Source organism: Mesorhizobium sp. WSM4976 (assembly GCF_029625685.1).
Lineage (GTDB): Bacteria > Pseudomonadota > Alphaproteobacteria > Rhizobiales > Rhizobiaceae > Mesorhizobium.
In genome coordinates this window covers 102025-120542 of record NZ_JARTVT010000026.1, presented here as the reverse complement: position 1 = coordinate 120542, position 18518 = coordinate 102025, and the positions used below count along the sequence as shown (strand labels likewise).

13 protein-coding genes and 3 pseudogenes are annotated in these 18518 nt (G+C 56.0%); 12 read left to right on the top strand and 4 right to left on the bottom strand.

Annotated features, from left to right (window positions below; translation table 11 throughout):
* The first annotated feature begins 53 nt into the window (after positions 1 to 53).
* Positions 54 to 176 (top strand): exopolysaccharide production repressor protein, encoded by a 123-nt coding sequence (locus P9272_RS27720; protein WP_127248688.1) that lies wholly within the window; start codon positions 54 to 56, stop codon positions 174 to 176.
* 597 nt (positions 177 to 773) lie between these two features.
* Here the strand turns inward: P9272_RS27720 and P9272_RS27715 are convergent.
* The gene (locus P9272_RS27715) at positions 774 to 2576 is read right to left on the bottom strand and encodes an ABC transporter ATP-binding protein (RefSeq protein WP_063169366.1); all 1803 of its coding nucleotides are present in this window, start codon (positions 2574 to 2576) and stop codon (positions 774 to 776) included.
* Here P9272_RS27715 and P9272_RS27710 point away from each other — a divergent pair.
* Together P9272_RS27710 and P9272_RS27705 are read left to right on the top strand one after the other, a co-directional pair.
* Entirely contained in the window at positions 2556 to 2858 is a 303-nt protein-coding gene (locus tag P9272_RS27710) for a hypothetical protein (RefSeq protein WP_127262113.1), read from the top strand. The genes P9272_RS27715 and P9272_RS27710 overlap by 21 nt on opposite strands.
* A 354-nt stretch (positions 2859 to 3212) precedes the next feature.
* Positions 3213 to 3959 (top strand): LuxR family transcriptional regulator, encoded by a 747-nt coding sequence (locus P9272_RS27705; protein WP_063169365.1) that lies wholly within the window; start codon positions 3213 to 3215, stop codon positions 3957 to 3959.
* A gap of 16 nt (positions 3960 to 3975) precedes the next feature.
* Here the strand turns inward: P9272_RS27705 and P9272_RS27700 are convergent.
* Positions 3976 to 4211, bottom strand: a pseudogene (locus P9272_RS27700) (transposase); the annotation flags it as partial.
* A gap of 719 nt (positions 4212 to 4930) precedes the next feature.
* Here P9272_RS27700 and P9272_RS27695 point away from each other — a divergent pair.
* The 7 genes from P9272_RS27695 to P9272_RS27665 all read left to right on the top strand — a co-directional run bounded on the left by P9272_RS27695 (position 4931) and on the right by P9272_RS27665 (position 15531).
* A complete protein-coding gene (locus P9272_RS27695; protein WP_224571099.1) occupies positions 4931 to 5647 on the top strand; it encodes an SPASM domain-containing protein in 717 nt (238 codons plus the stop codon).
* A gap of 1064 nt (positions 5648 to 6711) precedes the next feature.
* On the top strand, positions 6712 to 7968 hold the full coding sequence (ectB, locus tag P9272_RS27690; protein ID WP_063169362.1) for a diaminobutyrate--2-oxoglutarate transaminase: 1257 nt from the start codon (positions 6712 to 6714) through the stop codon (positions 7966 to 7968).
* Positions 7961 to 8800, top strand: a complete 840-nt coding sequence (locus P9272_RS27685; RefSeq protein WP_063169361.1) for a hypothetical protein — start codon at positions 7961 to 7963, stop codon at positions 8798 to 8800. The genes ectB (P9272_RS27690) and P9272_RS27685 overlap by 8 nt, the downstream gene beginning before the upstream one ends.
* A gap of 166 nt (positions 8801 to 8966) precedes the next feature.
* The gene (gene ectB / locus P9272_RS27680) at positions 8967 to 10268 is read left to right on the top strand and encodes a diaminobutyrate--2-oxoglutarate transaminase (protein WP_063169360.1); all 1302 of its coding nucleotides are present in this window, start codon (positions 8967 to 8969) and stop codon (positions 10266 to 10268) included.
* 463 nt (positions 10269 to 10731) lie between these two features.
* The gene (locus P9272_RS27675) at positions 10732 to 12561 is read left to right on the top strand and encodes an IucA/IucC family siderophore biosynthesis protein (RefSeq protein ID WP_063169359.1); all 1830 of its coding nucleotides are present in this window, start codon (positions 10732 to 10734) and stop codon (positions 12559 to 12561) included.
* 390 nt (positions 12562 to 12951) lie between these two features.
* On the top strand, positions 12952 to 13518 hold the full coding sequence (locus P9272_RS27670; RefSeq protein ID WP_158515808.1) for a GNAT family N-acetyltransferase: 567 nt from the start codon (positions 12952 to 12954) through the stop codon (positions 13516 to 13518).
* A 282-nt stretch (positions 13519 to 13800) separates the two neighbouring features.
* Entirely contained in the window at positions 13801 to 15531 is a 1731-nt protein-coding gene (locus tag P9272_RS27665; protein ID WP_224571100.1) for a GMC family oxidoreductase N-terminal domain-containing protein, read from the top strand.
* A gap of 81 nt (positions 15532 to 15612) precedes the next feature.
* Here the strand turns inward: P9272_RS27665 and P9272_RS27660 are convergent.
* Positions 15613 to 15756, bottom strand: a pseudogene (locus P9272_RS27660) (transposase); the annotation flags it as partial.
* 456 nt (positions 15757 to 16212) lie between these two features.
* Here P9272_RS27660 and P9272_RS27655 point away from each other — a divergent pair.
* Positions 16213 to 17142 (top strand): 2-oxoglutarate and iron-dependent oxygenase domain-containing protein, encoded by a 930-nt coding sequence (locus P9272_RS27655; RefSeq protein ID WP_063170383.1) that lies wholly within the window; start codon positions 16213 to 16215, stop codon positions 17140 to 17142.
* A 476-nt stretch (positions 17143 to 17618) separates the two neighbouring features.
* Positions 17619 to 18059: a GNAT family N-acetyltransferase gene (locus P9272_RS27650; RefSeq protein WP_158515807.1), complete on the top strand. Its 441-nt coding sequence runs from the start codon at positions 17619 to 17621 to the stop codon at positions 18057 to 18059.
* A gap of 142 nt (positions 18060 to 18201) precedes the next feature.
* Here P9272_RS27650 and P9272_RS27645 read toward each other — a convergent pair.
* Positions 18202 to 18432: pseudogene (locus P9272_RS27645) on the bottom strand (IS3 family transposase); the annotation flags it as partial.
* Positions 18433 to 18518 lie beyond the last annotated feature (86 nt).

Below are 18518 nucleotides of genomic sequence, written 5' to 3'. Positions count from 1 at the left end.
GCACTTCATCTTTTTGTCGGCTCGTGGGGCTGGTCCTGTGCAGCAATGCGTCGATGGTTTACTTCGCTTTGGATTCGATCCGTGTGGCAGTCGTCACGACGCTGGCCTGTTCGCTGCTGCTTCAGGCCTGCTATTTCGGCTGCGTGCTCTTTTTCGCGGACGTCGATGATCTGTAGAACTGTTCATTCGCTCCGCAGAGGGCCGGCGAATCCAATCTCTTCCTAAGCCCGTTGGCCGTAATCGAAAGACACGGGGCCGGCGAGTTCGTGCTCAGCTGCCACTGTGCTAGCAAGGGAACGGAATCCAATCCCGGAGCAGATGGCCAGAGTTGAGCGAAGACTGCGGTCGGAGCTCCTGCGCTTCCGGGTCTCCAAGGGGACGACTTTGCGAACCGAAGGGACTTTGAACCGTTGACGTGGCCAGCGTGCGGTAGGTTGGGCCAGCGACAGGGATCCCGGCCGGCCGGGAAGCACCGCCCTCTCAATGTGCGTTGACTTCGCTTCCTTTGGCGAAATGTGGGTAACGGCGAGGGCCGCACTCTTCCCGGGCCGTCGACATTCCCGCCCTTTTGGTGCGTGCGCCGTTAGGCGCGACAATTCGGTGCCCGCGTGTAACTGCGCGCATTCGCCGAAGCTTAGACGTGGTGCATTCCCGCTCGCCCGTTTGGCGGACAGTTCCGGCCGTGCTGGTTTTGCCGCCTAACGCCCGCCGCTCGTCACTGCCACACCCCTCTCCGGCAACGGCTCGGCGCATCGCGCAAGCCGGTTTAGCGATCAGGCCAGGCCCTTCGCGAGTTCCAACGCCTGCCGTTCGAAGAGGCGGCGGTAAATGCCACCATCGAGATTGATCAGGGCGGCATGATCGCCGTCCTCCATGATGCGGCCACGGTCGAAGACGAGCAGCCGATCGAGCGAGCGGACCGTCGACAGCCGGTGTGCGATGACGAGTGTGGTTCGGCCCACCATCAACCGATCCACCGCTTGTTGAATGAGCACCTCGGATTCCGAATCGAGGCTCGATGTGGCCTCGTCCAGAATAAGGATCGGCGCGTTCGCGAGGAAGGCGCGCGCGATCGCCACGCGCTGGCGCTCGCCGCCGGAGAGCTTCAAACCCCTTTCGCCGACCAATGTCCCATAGCCCTTCGGCAGGGGCGCGATGAATTCGTGGGCACTTGCCAGTCGTGCCGCTTGCTCGATCTCGGCCTGGCTCGCGCCAGGCCGGCCATAGGCGATGTTCTCGGCAAGCGACCTGTGAAACAGGATCGGCTCCTGCTGCACGATCGCGATCTGCGAACGAAGGGACTCTTGGGTCACCTCCGAGACGTCCTGACCGTCTATCAGGATCCGGCCGCCGCTCAGGTCGTAGAGTCTCTGGATCAGCTTCACGAATGTTGTCTTGCCGGAACCGGAGGGTCCAACCAACCCAACCCTTTCGCCAGCTTCAATCGACAGCGAACATTCGCTATAGAGCGGCAGGGGATGGTTGGCGTAGCGGAAGTGGACGTTCTCGAAATCGATACGGCCGTTCGTGATCCGGATCGGCTTGGCCTCTGGACGATCGGCAACATCCACCTGCTGATTGTGGATGGCCACCAGTTCTTCCATATCATTAACCGAGTGCTGCACGTTGCGGACATGCATGCCGGCATCACGCAGATAGCCCTGCAGGACGATGAAGGACGTGAGAACATATGCTATCTCGCCCGGCGTTGCCTGTCCATGCGACCACAGAAGCAGGGCATATCCGACCACCGCCACCCTGAGCGCAACCAAAGTTACGCCTTGGGTTGAGCCGATGATCGTTCCGCGCACCCAGCTCCGGCGCGCGCGGTGCCGCCATTTCGTCATGATATTTGCAAGCCGCTCGTCTTCGCGAACCTCTGCGCCGAAGCCCTTGACCACAGCGTTGCAACTGACCGCGTCCGCAAGCGCGCCGCTGAGCCTTGTGTCCCATCGGTTGGCAAGGCTCGCCGCTGGCGCGACATAGCCGAGCGACAGCGAAATCGAAAACGCAAGGTAGACGAGAGAGCCGCAAGCAAAGATCACGCCCATGACCGGCCAGTGCCAGCCGAGCAGCACCGTCGAGCCGATCAAGATGACAAACGACGGGAGCAGCGTGACGAGTATCGTGCTGTTGAGGAGGTCGAGCGCCCACATGCCGCGCGTTATCTTGCGCACTGTCGAGCCGGCGAAGCTGTTTGCATGCCAGTCTGTCGAAAAGCGCTGCACATGATGGAACGCTTCGGTCGCGACGTCGGAAATCATTTTCAACACCAGGTCGCTCAGGCCAATGAAGGCGACGTGGCGCATGGCAATGCCACCGAGTGCCAATGCAATCGGTACAGAGAATGCTGCAACAGCTGAATCCGAAGCTGGTGCTGCCGCATTAGCAGCACGAGAAACAGCGTCGATGAGTCGGCCAGAATAGAGCGGCATCAACACGTCAGCCAGCGTGGAGGCGAGCATCGCGGTCATGATGATCGCGAGCCGGGCCGGCTGCCTGTTCCAGAGGCGAACAGTGAAGGCGAAAACGTCGCGACAAGTGGCGCCGCGCCCATGGACGGGGAAACGTCTCATAGTTTCCAAGCGGGCGCATCAACACGCTCGGTCCCAAAGACGATAAAAGACAAAACTGGAATTTCGACCTCCCCCATAACAGCATCAATTTTGGCGGGCAGCTCTTGCCGCCTCACGACGGTGAGTTCAAAAGTCGTGCCAACTGAGCGGGAACATCCGAAGGACAAATTCAGCAGGTTACCGAGCCTGGAGAAAGTCAGCCGCCATCCAGTCGATACGATTGCTACGGCTGCTCAACTCGGGAGATTGGAAAAGAAGGTCGATGTATCGATTGAATTTTGAGCTTGTTCTTGCCTCGATCAAATAAGTACAGTTGCAATGCAGCTTTCTCAGGCCCGGCACTTAGGTGCTGATTTCAAAAGCGCGCCGCGAATACTTTCCTGCCCATATTCCGTCAATCGAATGCTCGACTGTCGGATTGTGCGCTCCCCGACACAGTGCTGTCGGTTCGCCTCCTGGGTACCTCCCCCGTCGATTGACGACCTGAAGGAGAAGCTTCGCTCGCAAGCTGGCACGACTCTTGAGGGTACTCCAGGTGGCGGAAGGAACTCCGGCTCGAGTCCCGTTGACTTCGGATGTTGCGAGGCTGGGTTGGAGCAAACTGTGCACCAATGAGAACGCAATGAAGGAGACATCATGGAACTCCGGCGGATTGCGGTGGAGTTAGACCTATTCCTCAAGATGACTGATGATGTCGCTCAATCCGAACAGTTGTTCGAACTGTTGTCTGCGTTTGCGCTGAATTTCGATTGCCCGTGGATTGCCTATGGGCCGCTCGCATCAGAGAGGGCTTTCAAGCCGAACCGGGAGGGTTCTGTGGTGATGTGGAATTATCCTGCTGAATGGCAGGAGCGCTACTCGAGAATGGGCTATGCCAAAATAGACCCCCTCATCAAGAAAGGTCGAAAGGAGGCGGGACCCTTTCGATGGAGCGAGGTGTATACTGATGAAAACATAACTGAAGATGGACGCCGCGTCTTGGACGAAGCAGCAACATTCGGCTTGAGGTCAGGCGTTACCGTCCCATTACATGGCCCTGGTGGCAGCTTTAGGTTTGTGAGTTTTGCTCAATCCTCGGACTGCGAATTGCAGAATAGAGCGATCACCTACCTGCAAATGGCCGCGCTGCGGTTTCATCGGATGGTTACGAAGTTCGACACTACGACTGCGTCGGAACGAGCTCATAACCTGTCTCCGAGAGAAATAGAGTGCATTGATTTGGTGTCACAAGGAAAATCATCTTGGGAAATAGGAACTATTTTAGGCAGATCACGAAATACGATAGATTTCCATTTAAAAAATGTAATGCGGAAGTTGGATGCGACCAGCAGAACGGTAGCTGTTGTAAAAGCTTTGAACCTTGGGATTATCCAACCGCCGTAGGTGCGCAGCTAGTTCTCCGCCCGTAGTAGCGCGCGTGATAGCCGAGACGCTCCGGCGTGCGCTCGCTCTTCGAAGCACCCAGCGCCTCGTCCATCTCGGCCTCGAGCACCTCCTGCATCACGGCGCGAATCACCTCGTGCAATCCATCCGGCTTCGAAAGCAAAATGTCGTTGACGCTGCTACGGCGGATTTATCTTCAGGCTTGGTCCTGGTGGCGATGCTGAGTTCGCTTCGCTGAGATTGGGCGGTCATGACAGGGTGGTGTTCAATGTCACCGATTCCTGGAAGAAATTACCATCCGTATTAAGCGACTGACGATGAGTGATGTGTGTCCAAAATCTGACAGCTGTCAGAAAACATTTCGGGTTCAATACAGCGGAGCGTCTTAGCCCTGTCGGGCTTTTCGAAGCCTATCTCGCAGTAACTGCGCGCCAGGCGCACTAGCTCGGCCTTTGCTGGTCGATGTGCGGCAATATAGTGTGAGGGCTGACCCGCATGAGAACACGGAACTCGCTCGATGAAGGATGATCGACGGCATCCAGAAAGCTTCTCTCCGGCGGGTTCGAGGGTGCTGCGCGCGCATCTCGGCGACGGGCCAGCGACCAACGGTTGAGGCTACATCTCCGGAGCGAGTGATGCCTCGAAAGATGCAATGCTGTCTCTGGTCCGACGCGCTGGAAGTTTGTGAAGGGTCGGCCCGGCAAATCGGTGAACCGGGCGGCTTAGGCTGCCAAAAAGGGTAGATGTCTGCGTTGCCTCGGTAGATCAGCAGGCGGTATCAGAAAGCCAAAGGCACACGCACACCATCGTGGCGCTTCGCAGGAAGTAGATGGGAGTAATCACCAGTGATTTTACCGGAACTTCGCTCAGCAAACACAGCCGGCAGGGTTTTGGAGATAACGACGACCACGGGATGCGTCGTAGGATGTTCATATTGTCCCCAGGACAAGTTCGCGGTCCGGCAAAGAAAAGTGTCTCATGCGAGTCATCTGGATCTTGAAGATTTCAAGCGGTGTCTGGCCCGCGTACCGACTTCCGTCGACATTGGTTTTGCGGGATACTCCGAACCTTGGCTCAATCCGGACTGTACCGAAATGGTGGAGCACGCCTTCGCCAAAGGCCATGGCATCAGGATTTTTACGACGCTGGTGGGAATGAACGGGCAGGACCTGCAGCGATTGCAAGCCTTGCGCTTGGGCGTATTCGTGGTCCATGTTTTCGATGACGGCACCTACATGAACAGCCGCCTGGTCGGAGACAAGTATCGCGATCTGGTTCGTCAACTCGTCGACGCGGACATCCCCTTGATCCGATTCGTGGCCTTGGGCGAGCCCCACCCAGATATAGCCGACATTATTCCTACCGAAGCCCTGATAAAAGCGCGGCCGGTGAGCAGTAGGGGTGGAAGCGTCGACCCTAAGATCGTTGCACCACGTCAGCCAGTGGTCGGAGCCCTAACCTGCGTGGACGCACGACAGTATCGGAATGTTCTTCTTCCAAACGGCGACGTTACCCTGTGCTCTATGGATTTTGAACGGCGTCACGTATTGGGCAACCTTCTATATGAGGGTTACTCCGCTCTGTTTGAAAAGCCAGTTTTTCGCGAAATCGTCGACCGCATGAATGGAGCAGATGGTTTTCTGCTTTGCAGGATGTGTGAATTCGCCGACCCAAACGACCGGACCTGAGTGCATGCCGGCCGAGAGGGCGTGCCTGGCAGTGCGGATGGCCCCACGACAGATGCACCTGCCCGCGACGCCATCGTGTTTTCACGTTACGCCAGTATGTTCCTGTAGGCGCGGCAGTGGGCCTCGAGCATTTCGGAGACGAGCTCATCGAAAGGTCTTCGCCTTCCAACCGAGCTTGTCGGCCTGCCTAGCTTGAGGTAACGCCGATCACAGGTCAACCATCGGTCGGATGGAAACAGTGTTAGTCGATCCCGATCAGAGCTTGATTGCTTACTCACGGCTCACCTCGTCAACGCCTTCACCCTCCCGGACGATCTCCTTTTCGACTCGCCTGAAGGCAGCAGCCCAGCTGCGGCCGGGGATGGTTGCCGTCGCGGTAGTGGACGTTCTCGAAACCGATGCGGCCCTTCGCCAGCGCGTCTCCCGGTTGCTTCCGCCTGGCCTACGAACGGGCTTTCCGTCAAGGGGGTCCACGGCGGCCCCGCCCTCTTGATCCGGCGGCTCGGGCCAGTCATCGCGCAAGAGATCGGAATCCGCATTCTTCTCAAAGAGAGCGTGGCTTTCGCTGTGTCATCGGTCATCAAATAGTTTCTTGAATCAGGTTGGTGTCCGCAGCCCGAGGTTGAACGGCGAATATTGATGACCGCCGCGAAGCCGCTCGCTCGCTACGGCGCTATTGAGGAGCGCGCTCGCGAGCGGCTTCGCTACCGCCGAGCGACACAACCTCTGGCGACGCGACCCTGCTGATCTCCTTGGACTCATTCATTTGTCCGGAGCGCTATGGGCAGCGAAGGGTGGGTACGTCAACTACCTGATGCCATAGTAGCGATGCTTTCGCGGAAGCTTTAGAAGCCATCCTGTTGCAGCACATTCGAAAGCATCCGAATGGAGGGCAACGCAACCCAACAATATTTGATGAGGATGCCGGCATCACCAGACCAAACCCAGACCAAACAAAGCTGCCTCCGGCATTCTGCTTCAACGTTAAGCGACGAACATCTGCCGCAAACCACTAGCCATTAAACAGCTCTCTTCTTTGAAAGACTATGTGCAGAGGACTTGATATGGACACCGACGCTTTCACGGCTCATGAATCTAACGTTCGTCGTTATTGCCGGGCGTTCCCCACCGTCTTTACGAAGGCCCTTGGGGCGACGATCTGGGACGAGACGGGTAAGCCCTTTATCGATTTCCTGGTGGGTTCCGGCGCACTCAACTACGGGCACAACAATCCGGATATTATGGCGCCAGCGATTGAATATCTCGTCGGTGAGAACATTCTTCTGTCGCTTGATATGCATACGGCGGCAAAGCGTGACTTCATTGAAGGGTTCGTCGATTGGATCCTGAAACCCAGAGGCCTTTCGTACAAGATTCAGTTTCCCGGGCCGACCGGCACGAACGCCAACGAAGCGGCGCTGGCGCTGGCGCGAAAATACACCGGCCGCTCGAGCGTCATGGCCTTTACGAATGCGTTCCACGGCATGTCGCTCGGCTCTCTAGCGGTGTCGGGCTCGGCCTCAACCAGGGAACTGGGAGGCGTCGCTCGCCACGATGTGATCCGTGTTCCCTATGACGGCTATCCGAGCCAAGCTTTCGATTCCGCCAGTTACATCGACAGCGTTTTGAGCGACCCGGGGAGCGGCATAGAAAAGCCTGCCGCAATCATTCTGGAGACCATCCAGGCCGAAGGCGGCATGAACGCCGCATCCGCAGCTTGGCTCACGGAAATTCAGCGCATTTGCCGTACGCACGGCATTGTTTTTATCGTCGACGATATTCAGGCGGGTGCGGGCCGAACTGGCGATTTCTTCTCATTCGAGTCCGCGAAAATCGAACCGGATATTGTGTGTCTTTCCAAGTCCCTAAGCGGTTCAGGTAGTCCGTTGTCCATCGTTCTGATTCGACCCGACTTGGACATATGGAAGCCCGGAGAACATAGCGGGACCTTCAGAGGCAACAATTTCGCCTTCGTGACGGCAGGAGCCATGTGCAAGATGTGGTCGGATAGGAAATTTACTGCAGGTGTCGAGCGGACAGCCGTCAGGCTGCAAACGCACCTCGATCGCCTGGTTGCGAAATTTCCAAGATACATCGAACAGAAGCGCGGCCGCGGTCTGATGGCCGGCCTGAAATGCCGTTCACCGGCAGTTGTCGGCCGCGTGCACGATGTCGCATTCGAAAATGGCCTTCTTATCGAATCCTCGGGGCCAAATCGCGACGTTATCAAAGTCCTCCCACCGATAACCATCACCGATGCCGAACTCGATCGTGGCATCACCATCCTTGAACACGCACTACAGGAGCAAGACAATGCCTAGTCAGATATCTCAAGTGCCAGCCATCTCGCCGGTTTCGATCAAAGAACGGACCGGGTCGATCAACACGGCGGAGATCATCTCGGTCCTGAAAGGTGAGCTCACCGCTCTGCACATCAAGCAAGCTTTCAGCACCGAAGTAGCCGAGGAGATCACTACGAACTTTATTGGAAGCTCTGGTCTCAGAGAGCGTAAAGATGGTGTGCCCGGACAATATGTCGGCGCATCTCACTACAGGAAGGATGCAGCCACCTATTTCGCAGACGCCGAAAACGCGCGGCCGTACGTCGATGCCCTTTTTAAGAATTTGGTTGACCCGGTTCGAGCAGTATTCAGGGCGTTGAAGCGAGAGCTTCACAACCAGGGAATCGAATTGCGGCTAGCCCGTTCCGAACACGGCCAGGCCAATGTTTGTCGCGGCCTCAGTTGGTCGGGCACAGGCACATTTTCCTTGGATCCCCACGACGACGTCGCTCAAGTCTTACGTGCTGGCGATGATTACGAGCTTTCTGCGGTGGCGCACAATACGGTCGCAGCGCTCAACCTCTATCCCAGCATGCCTGAGGAAGGCGGCAATCTGAAGCTCTGGAGCCACAAGCCGACGGTTGCGGACCGGATATCGCAAGGTGTGGAGACCACTGGATATCCCTATTCGGCAGCCTATCTGGAAGCCGTCCCTTGCCGCGAGTTCGAGCTCAAAACCGGGGATATCGCCCTAATCGATGGCGGCTTCGTTCACGGGGTTACCGGTCAATTAGGCGACGGAAAGCGTCGCCTAGTGCTGAATTGCTTTTTCGGATTTGCGCGGCCTGATCTTGTTCTCTGGTGGACGTGACGTTGGACCTCGCAGCGATCGACTGGCTTGGGCCGTGAGTTGGCGTGGCCAGGCGTGTGACTGCTCATGCTGCCGTCATACAAGCCGAACCTCGAACCGATTGAAATGGCCTTCGCCAGACAGTTTGGGCTGATGCCTTTGCAGGCTACAATTCAGGACTCGCCCTATGAAGAAGCAGTTTACTCCTACAAACGATGTAAGCCTCGCGATCTTTGATCGTCTTGAGTCTGAGGTGCGGAGCTACGTCCGTGCGTTCCCAGTTCTGTTCGATCGAGGCGTCGGCACTGCCCTCATAGCTACAGACGGTCGGGAATACATCGACTTCTTGGGAGGCGCGGGAGCCTTGAATTACGGGCACAACAACCCAGCCTTCACGCGGGCGTTGTTGGACTACATTGCGCGCGACGGAATTGTGCACGGGCTCGACCTTGCTACGACCGCCAAGAAGGCCTTCATCGAAGCTTTTGAGCAGTTTATTTTGAAGCCCCGCGGTCTGTCTTATAAATTGCAATTTACTGGCCCCACAGGTACGAACGCGGTCGAGGCGGCTCTGAAGCTAGCTCGCCAAGTGACCGGCAGGTCAAACATCGTTTCGTTTACGAACTCGTTTCACGGAGTCAGCGCTGGGGCGTTGGCGGCAACCGGAAACACGAAGTTCCGAGATGCTGTCGGCTTTCCCCTCGCGCACGTGACATCGTTGCCGTACGAGGGCTATCTCGGCGCTTCAGACACGATCGAGTATTTCGAGAAGCTTCTCGATGATCCTAGCAGTGGTCTCGGCAAACCCGCTGCGGTGATCCTAGAAGCAGTGCAGGGCGAAGGCGGTGTCAATGCTGCTACCGTTGAATGGCTGCAACGGCTGCGTGATCTGACCTCTCGGCACGAGATCCTGATGATCCTCGATGATATTCAGGCTGGTGTCGGTCGCACAGGGAAATTCTTCAGTTTCGAGGCGGCTGAGATCGTGCCGGACATCGTTACCCTGTCAAAGTCGTTGTCTGCAATTGGAACGCCTATGGCCCTTGTCCTCATGAAGCCTGAACTTGATGTCTGGACGCCGGGTGCGCACACCGGCACGTTCAGGGGCAACAACTATGCTTTCGTCACTGCTCGTGCGGCCCTTGAGACTTACTGGTCCGACTCCAAGTTTGAAGATGAGATTGCTCGCAAATCAGCCATCTTGGCTCAAGAACTCAAGTCGATCGCAGACGACTTCCCCAGCCTTGCTCTGAATGTCCGAGGCCGCGGCTTGATGTATGGACTCGTATCACCAAAGCACCACTCATTGCCGGGGCTCATTTCCCGGGAAGCTTTTCGTCGCGGCTTGGTGATCGAGATCGCTGGCTCGTATGGTGAGGTGCTCAAGTTCATGACAGCCCTTACCATAACCGAGGCTGAACTGCGCCGTGGTCTGTCGATCGTACGCGACAGCATTGGCGCGGTGCAGGACAGCATTTCAGCGGAGTAGGCATTCACTCAGTCCCCCCTACCCAGTCTGGGCTTATCAAGCAAAGGAAATTCCGCTTTAGACGTATGCGATTGTATGGAGACGGACAGCAAAAATGGACACTCGGAGAGCTCAAACAATGGACACCGACCGCTTGACGTGATCGAACGACAGTACGGCATGTGCAAATCAATACACACTTCTTGCTCGTTGCAAGATGAAGGACGACGTCCAGGGCCGGTGAAACCGGTATTCTAATATATTATATAAGTAAGATGGTAATATTGCTGGTTTATCACGAGCGAAGACGAACGGTACACAACACATTAGAAATTAACTTGTATAAGAGGTCCGGTATTTCTTATCCTTTCTGATGAAAAATAGAACGGATTTTGTGCGACGTCGAAGTTTGGCGAGACGAGTGTAAGGCGCGTTCGCGAACCTTACACCGTTACGTTCTGAAGGAGTTGAGATCGTGAGTGATATGACAGCCCGAGACGATGAGATAAGCCTAGCCGAACGCGTAACGCAGCATTTGAAACCGCATTTATGGGCAAAGGCCAACCGGCTCCTTATCCGTAAAGCAATCAGCGAATTTGCACACGAGTTGCTAATTGCTCCTCGACTCCAGCGAATGGAAGGCGACTGGGGGAAGTATGTGCTGGAAAGCGAGACCCCTGGGTTGGAGTATTGGTTCCAGGCTCGGCGCCTCCTGCTAGATCACTGGCAAGTGGACGCCGGCTCTCTGGAGAAAAGGATTGAGGGCAGGCCGGCCCCCCTGGATGCGCTTGATTTTGTTATTGAGTTCAGCCGCCATCTTGGCATAAAGGAAGAGATGATGCCGGTTTACCTGCAGGAGATCAGCAGCACGCTGTATGGCAGCGCGTACAAGCAGGCCAAAACAGAGATATCCGCCGCAGAACTGGCTTTTGCCGATTACCAGATCGTTGAGGCTGGCATGACGGAGGGCCACCCGACCTTTATCGCGAATAACGGTCGCATTGGCTTTGACGCGCTCGACTATAGTCGCTATGCGCCGGAGGTGGGCAGTTCGATAAGACTCATATGGCTGGCCGTCCATAAAGAAATGGCAACGTTTAAGTCCATTTCAACGCTCGACTACGACCTTCTCATGCACGAGGAACTCGGTCGACAGGCGCTGGAACAGTTCGACGCAGCGTTGCGTCAAAAGGGACTAAACTCGACCGATTACATCTATATGCCAGCGCATCCTTGGCAATGGTTCAATCGGCTCTCAACTATCTTCGCGGCGGATATCGCCAACCGGCACATTGTCTGCCTAGGCCAGGGGAAGGACATATATCATGCCCAGCAATCGATCCGCACACTTTTCAATATAAGCGATCCGCATAAACGGTACGTGAAAACGGCGCTGTCGATACTTAACATGGGGTTTATGCGCGGCTTGTCACCGACACACATGCTGGCGACGCCCGCCATCAACGAATGGTTGAAGAATTTGCTCGACAGTGACTCCTATTTAGCCGCCAACGGCTTCAGCATCCTTCGCGAGGTCGCGACGATTGGCTATCGCAATCGTTGTTTCAACACCGCCCTCAAGAAGGACTCCCCTTACAAGCAGATGCTTTCTGCGCTGTGGAGGGAAAGCCCCCTTCGGCAGTTGAAAGAAGGGGAACGTCTGATGACAATGGCGTCGCTGCTTCATGTCGATTACAATGGTGAAGCACTCGTGACAGCCCTCATCAATGCCTCGGGGTTAGACGCCGCCGCTTGGCTACGCCGCTATTTTGAATCTTATCTGGCGCCGCTTCTCCACTGCTTTTATGCTTACGATCTAGCGTTTATGGCACATGGAGAAAATATAATTCTAGTTATGAAAGATCACGCTCCGACGCGAGTTATCATGAAAGACATTGGCGAGGAGCTTCGTATTCTAGGCGGAGATCTCAACGTGCCGGAGGAGATTAAGAGGATCTGCATTCAAGTAAATCGCGACATGAAGCACGACTTCATTTTCACCGACGTTTTCGACTGCTTCTTTCGTTACTTGGCTGTAACACTCGAAGAACATCTTGATTTTCCGTCGACACACTTCTGGCAGCTCGTAAGCGAGTCCATCCTTGGCTACCAGACGAAACATCCGGAATATGACGAAAAATACAGGCAGCATGACCTATTCGCTCCAGAATTTCTGCGACGATGTATGAATCGACTGCAGATACAAAAAAACCAGCAAATGGTGGACTTCGGTGATCCGGGAGAATACCTGCACACCGTCGGCACGCTGAAGAACCCACTGGCGGGCATTCGCAAAGTGACCAGTGCAGGTTAAGCTTGAAGGAGGCGCGTATTTTAAATGAACAATGTAGTTAGCCGGTTTTGGGCCAATACCATACCCCCCCCTTGGGGTAAGCAACCCCTTGCGTAAACGCCGCCGCAGCATGTTGCGCGTATCAGGCGCCCGCTCACCAGCGCGTCGCCTGCTTCCATTCTGAAAGGAGGCGCCTAATTTTTTTATCGCCTTCGGGCCGGCTTTCCAGGTGCCGTCAACACTGACACGGTTAGGCGCCCAAAGCTTGATTTGTGTAGACCTCGCTACCTTAAGCATAAACCTCGTCGAACGCCTTCAATCAAGCACTGCGGCCTTGACGCTCATGCTAGGAGATCATGGCCGCGTTGGAGGTAAGTGCGGCTCTAACTTATGGCTAGAAGGGAGCTTCTCATGTACATTCTAGAAACGCCGCGCCTAATCCTAAGGCCACCGTCGCATAGCGACGAGCTTCTTCTACATGAGCTTCATAGCGATCCATTTGTGGTAAATGCCATGTGGGATGGAGTCTATCCGACCCGAGAGCAATCGAAAGCTAAACTACAACAGTTCATCCATCATTGGCAGAGCAATGGTTTCGGCTTATGGATGGTGTTCGTAAAAGGCGAAGGCCAAGTCGGAAAATTCGCAGGCTACTGTGGATTGATGTACAGTGGCCCGTATCTGCCCGAAGATCCCACTAATGTGGAAACCGTATCGTGCCTCCACCTTGCGTCTTCCGGTAAGGGGATCGCCGCAGAGGCCGGCAGGGCAGCGATCCAGTTTGCTTTCGAGAACCTAACGCTCGAGAAGGTCACTTCATTCATTCGCCCAACGAACACGCGTTCGCTTCGGAAAGCACCGAAAGTAGGCCTTCGCTATGTAAGAGACCGGGTCTACAATAACGTAGTTATGCGATATTTTGAAGTGACAGTCTTGACTGCTGTAAAAATCGAAAAAGTCGTCGTTATCTCTTGTTAGTATCATTGTTTCTCGGAAGACGGTGATGCAAGAAACCGTAGGCGAGCGCTGCTCTCGCCCTACGAACTTGCAATCATTCACACCGACGCACCGGCGTGTCCGGAGATGCATGTGCCCTGGAATTGAGAGCTTGTCGGTTCAGAGATAGTTCAGATGGGTCGCTCGGTCTCGCTTCGGGCATGCCCTCGACCGATTTGGCGATCAAATCGCTCCGTTACAGACGGCATGATGTGGAGCTGCCGCGCCGTAAGTGACCATATCTCAGGCGGTAGGAGGAGCGCTTTGCTGAAGAAGCCCATCACACTTGGTACCTTGATGGGGAGTTGCGTGGTTTTCGATTATATCGTCGTGGGTGGTGGCTCCTCTGGATGCGTGATGGCGAGCAGGCTCTCCGCCTATGGCGCTCGCGTGCTGCTCATTGAAGCTGGCCCTGATACGCCGCCGAATGCCATTCCTGACGACATCCAGGATGGCGACCCAACGCGTGCTTACCTTAATCCCGGTTATCGATGGCAGTCACTCCACGCGACAACGGTGCGAGGTGGCCGCAAGCCTGTCCATTACGAACAGGCGCGCGTCATGGGTGGCGGCTCCAGCATCAATGCCCAAGTCGCCAACCGCGGCGGGCCCGGAGATTACGATGAGTGGGCCTCAAGCGGTGCAACGGGCTGGGGTTGGGAAGACGTGCTGCCCTACTTCCGTCGTCTAGAATGCGATTTGGATTTCGGCGGGGAATTTCATGGCACGAACGGCCCCTTGCCAATCAAACGTGTGCGCCAATCAGACTGGTCGGGCTTCATCCGGGCAATCTCCGATGCTTACGATGCTTTGGGGCTTCATTTCAGGCCAGACTTCAATGGTGCATTCGGTGATGGCTATTCAGTTGTCCCATTGACCAACCGCAATGGTCATCGGGTCTCCTCCGCGATGGCGTACTTACCCGAAACCGTCCGCTCTCGCCGCAATCTAACGATTTTATCCGAAACGACAGTTGCGCGGCTGACCTTTTTGGGAACAACGGTAACGGGGGTCGAGACGGAGAACAAATCGGGCGTGCAATCGTATAGCGCTTCTTGCGTTATCCTGTGCGCAGGAGCACTCCATTCACCCGCCATATTGATGCGCTCCGGGATCGGCCCCGCGAAGGAATTAGTACAATTCGGAATCCCTATCGTTGCAGATTTGAAAGGTGTGGGCCAGAATCTTCAGGAACACCCCACGATTTGCGTTTCGGCCTATTTGAAGCCGGCCGATCGCTTGTCACCCGGCGTGAGCGAATATATTCAGATGCACGCCCGCTACTCGTCGGGTTACGAAGGCTGCCCGTCGACCGATATGGCAATATCGACTGTTGCCAAATCATCCTGGCACCCGCTGGGGAGGCGCCTCGGCACTCTCGCCGTGTGGGTCAATCGCAGCTACTCGACGGGAACTGTGGCGCTCAAGGGTAGTTCGCATAAAATAGAGCCGGAGGTCGATTTCAACTGGTTGAGCGACAAGCGGGACGCCGAGCGCCTCAAGCAGGGCTTTCGCTTCATAGTCCGCCTGCTGCAGCAAGATTCGCTGTCCTCTGTGGCGCTGGACCCGTTTCCGTCAGCGTTGAATGCGCGAGCGAAGCTGGTGAGCAAGGTCACAAGCACAAACTATGCACTCACGTCATTTCTGGCGCTGCTCATGGACGCGTCGCCGCGGCTGCGCCGTGGGCTGATTAGGCGCGTCATAACGGATGGGGATAGCATTTCCGATCTCGTCAACGACGAGAAACATCTGGATCGGTATATTCGCCAGAACGTCATCCCAAGTTGGCATCCGACGTCGACCTGCAGGATGGGGGCAGCCGCGGATCCTGGCGCTGTGACCGATCCGTCGGGACGCGTTCATGGTATTTTGGGTTTGAGGATCGCCGACGCTTCCGTCATGCCATTTTGCCCTCGGGCGAACACAAACATTCCGACGATTATGGTGGCTGAGAAATTGGCCGACACAACCTTGAGAGACGGCAGACGGAGCTAAATCGCTGCCTGCTTTGCTGCTCGGCTAGTCGTCTCGTCGAGACGGCGGATAACGTCGACAAGCGCTTCCTCAGCTCATGTGCTCCTTGGTGCCGCCAGGCAGAACGCCGAACCCGATGTAGATGGCTTTTTTGCGAACGAAGTCTTCGTCCCTGAGCTTGACCGCTCGACCCGGATAGCGTCGAAAAAGACTATGGGATAGGAAAATTTCGAGCGGTCGGTTTCTGCCATTCGGCCATCGTCCGGGACGGCGTGTGTGATGGACGAGCTCAGGTAGCTGGCGATACCTCGCGTCATAGAGCTCTTCGAGATGGCCGATCCTGCCATGAAACCCGGAGGTCGGCGCTGGTCTGGATTGAGCCTGGAAGTCATAAAGCAATTCAGAATTGTAAATCGCTCTTAGTATCTTGGCCGTGATAATGTTAAACTAACCGCGACGGATGTAACAATATATACAACTATATTAACATACAAATCGTTGTTATCTTCACCAGGAAGCGCTAGAGATCAATTGCTAAGACGGAATCACCGCCCAGCCATCGGCTTAGCCTTAGAATGGGACATCATGTCGACTTTCGTTATTATTGGAAGAGACGGCGCGTTGCCCACATCCAAGGAACTGTCGACTTTGAGAGCCGCGGCAAACACTAATCAACTTAAGCGCCCAAAAAGGGGATTGACTATGACCACGCTGCCGAAAATTTCACTTTCGAAATTGAGAGACGATGCAACGCGACGTGACGAGCGCCAGCGCCTGCAAATGGCATGCCAGGAATACGGGTTCTTCTACCTTGTCGAGCACGGCATCCCCGGGGAACAGATCGCGCAAGCCATTGAGGCTTCCCGGCGATTCTTCGCATTGCCACAGTCGGTTAAGGAACGCTACGGGCACGCCTTTCAGGACGTGTACCCCACTGCCGCCCGTGGATACAGTCCTTTACACGGCGAAATGCTACATCCTGAGGCCGGCTTCGATCCAAAGGAGGTATTCGACCTCGGAATTGAGAACGAAGGCGACCGGCGTCCGTTCTCCGGCCGCACGCGCCTTCCGGATGAAGCCTTGGCTCCTGGCTTCGCAAGAAACCTGCTTGCTTTGCAGGCTACCGTGCTCGCCGGGATTGTCCCCCAGATCGGGGATGCGCTGGCGGACCTGATAGGTATGGAAGAGGCATGGTTCCAACGCCATTTCAGCACGCCGACGCTTGGGCAACGCGTGATACGGTATCCAGCTCGCGGCGGCACTTGCGCAAAGCACACGGATCATGGCTTCTTCACGCTGCTGCTGCAAGAGGAACTCCCCCTGCGTTCCTTGCAGGTGTGGTTCCGCGGTCGATGGATGCCGGTGCCGAGCCTGCCCGATAGTCTCGTAGTCAATCTGGGCGACCTCCTTCAGGTCTTGAGCGACGGCCGCTTCAAGAGTACGCCCCACCAGGTCGTGCATAGTGGTCCGACTGATCGAATTTCGCTGCCCTTCTTTATTTATCCCGAGATCGACGCTCGCCTGACTTCGCGACAAGGGCAGCAAGTTAGTGTTGTAGAAATGATGCTGCGCAACGTTGAGTCAATATGGGTGACTGGGAATGGCGCCGGACGCGCGCGCGAACTGCAATGATTGTCTGCTTTTCTAAAGCATGCGCAATTATGGCGCCGACGCGGTGCAGATCTCCGTGGTAAGCTGGAAGAACTCTCGCATCCGCTAGATTGTCCCGCCGTCGCGCGTGTAGCGCGGCGGTCGGAAGCCCGCTTCGGGATGAATGCACCTATGGTGTCAGATTGTTTGCATCGTGTGGTCGCAGGGAAAGATCGCACTAGATCTGCACCGCTGTCGCAAACGTGCTGCGGGAAAACCTGAGGGAACTTGATCCCATGATAACGCTCGCCCAACTCGCGCTTGACGTATCGCGAACCGAGCTCCCGGGAACCAGTTCCAGCGCGACCACGACGCCGTCACAGGCGGAAAGATCTTATAACACCCGGCGGTCGCGTGCTGCACGTCTTGCGGGCCGGTGGCAGTTATCGCAAGCCGTCAACCTTTCAGGCCGAACACCTCGCGCCCTGGAGCCCATTCTCAGCCGGAGCCCGCCCCTCATGGAGATTCGTCTCGCAGGCACTGCCGACCGCGATGCATGGCGGTCCCTTTGGTACGCATATTGCGCCGACCAAGGTCTCAATTCATCAGAACAGGCGACAGATAGGATCTGGCGGCGCATCGAGCGCCCAGACGAACCGATTAACGCGCTGATCGCGGTCTCAGCAACTGGCGTTACCATAGGTTTTGCTACCTTTGTCATTCACCCGTATACTCTTAGCGATCGTCCGGTCTGTTTTCTCGCAGATCTCTATGTCGACGAGTCTTCGCGGCGCCAGGGGATTGGCCAAGCCATGCTCACGAATCTGGCCTCCTACGGTCGCGACCAAGGCTGGCTGAGAATCTATTGGAATACGGACAGATCAAATTATCATGCGCGGGCGCTCTATGACAAGATCGGTAAATTGAGTCCATACCTTACCTACTACTATGACCTGTAGACTTGCTCTGAGGTCGTAACGAAAGCGCATTGACCTGCCCCAGTCTTTTAAACAGTGGCGAGTAGACTAGAGGTGCAGCCATTTATGTTGCGCACATGGGCTTGCAGCGGAATGTATTTTCGGCGCGATGATCCATTGATCAGGCAAGGACCGTGTTCGAGGTAAACTCCGTGCGGTGGTCTGCGACGATCATGCCGGGCTTGCCGCGCTGGGCGATCAGGTCGTCAGTTCGCGAGCAACGCGGCGACCAGAGATCTGTGTCCGGAATCGCGTAAGGCATTCGCGCGTCACGTCGTCGACGAGTTGATCGGCCGCAGGAGAACTGGTCGTACAGCGACCAGCGTGCGTTCGGCTTCGCCTCGACACGGATCGGCCCCGCATGCCGACCGCCGCTCGCCGTCCGCACTTCAACAAGGTAGGCGACATCTCGTCGACCGGCAAGATCTATTCCGGACGTCC